The organism is Mesonia sp. K4-1 (assembly GCF_008017825.1).
Classification (GTDB): Bacteria; Bacteroidota; Bacteroidia; order Flavobacteriales; family Flavobacteriaceae; genus Mesonia.
Map to the genome: position 1 here is coordinate 1 of NZ_VRLS01000023.1, position 1,423 is coordinate 1,423.

The window sequence follows — 1,423 nt, forward strand, 5'->3', positions numbered from 1 at the left end:
ATAATCGGGATAAAGAGCAATATTTAGGTTTACTTCAAGCCAAACGTGGGGAAGAGAGTAACTTGCTTGTGGTAAATACCGACGGATCCGTGTATTCCTTTATTTTAAAATACAAGGAAAAGTTAGATCAACTCAATTATTTTATATCCAAAACCCAAAGTATAGGAAACCAGATACCTAGCATAAAGCAAGCTCCGTTTCAAGAGAAAAGTGTACAAAAATTTACGGATGCTTTGTATTACCCACGTTTTTGTGCCTATTTGATGAAGCAAGAACGAAGAACCATAGGAGTGAGGAACCGATCTTACGGAATAAAACTTCAAGTAAAGAACATTATTTTTGAAAACAATGAGCTATACTTTGTAATAGAAATTGAAAACAAGTCTTCATTGGACTATGACGTGAATTTCCTAGATTTTTACGTTGAGACACGAAAAAAAGGAAAAAAGAAGTCTCTGCAGAAACTTCTAAAATCACCAATATACACGTATCATATGCCCCAAAAAATTAGAAAAGGTCAAACCCATCAATTAGTGTACGTATTGCCCAAATTTTCCTTAGCCAATGACAAAAGGCTAAAGGTTGAACTTCATGAAAAATATGGAGAACGGAATGTTCAACTTAAAATCAAAAACAAACATATCAACAACCCAGACTAAATATTATAACAGAGAAACTTAATTTAATTACTAGAATAAACAACCTTGATCAATTACGTCAAGGTTGTTTCTTTTTTACGACCCAATTTATTTTTTAAGGCTTCCATGTCATTTGCAATCTTTTTGTCCACTACACGTGCATATATCTGTGTGGTTGCAATTTTGTGGTGCCCCAATAGCTTTGACACGGTCTCTATGGGTACCCCATTTTCTAGGGTTACACTTGTGGCGAAGGTATGTCGTGCCGTATGAAAACTTAATTTTTTACGGATCTTTAGTTTCTTTGCAATTACTTTTAGATATTGATTGGTTTTTTGATTGGAATAAATAGGCAATAGATTTTCAGTAATACTATTTTTAGCACCTTGTTGATACTTAAGAATAATGGCTTCTGCTTCTGGCAATAAAGGGATTCTTACGCTGGTATTTGTTTTTTGCCGTTTGGTGTAGATCCATTGTTGCTTTTGATCTGGAGAGTGAATATGGTTCCAAGTAAGTTTTTTGACATCCATATAGGATAGTCCCGTATAACAGGCGAAAACAAAAATATCCTTGGTCAGCTCAATTCCTTTTTTTTCAAAGGTTGACAGTTGAATTTTTTCCAATTCTCCTTGGGTAAGGTAGACCATATCCACAGGTTCAAACCTTAACTTGAACCTACTGGTTGGGTTTTTGTCTATCCATTCCAGATCCATGGCCAAGCGCATAACTTTCTTGAACCTTTCAATATGTTTCATTACCCCATTGTTGTGAAGGTCGGGTTG

Annotated in this window: 2 protein-coding genes; one reads left to right on the forward strand and one right to left on the reverse strand. The window is 35.1% G+C overall.

Going from position 1 to position 1,423, the window contains the following annotated elements:
• Positions 1-659: DUF4138 domain-containing protein (locus tag FT986_RS04220; protein ID WP_147864001.1), on the forward strand; the 659-nt coding region annotated here is incomplete at its 5' end.
• 53 nt (positions 660-712) lie between these two features.
• Here the strand turns inward: FT986_RS04220 and FT986_RS04225 are convergent.
• The coding region (locus FT986_RS04225) for a site-specific integrase (RefSeq protein WP_147864002.1) at positions 713-1,423 on the reverse strand (711 nt) is incomplete at its 5' end.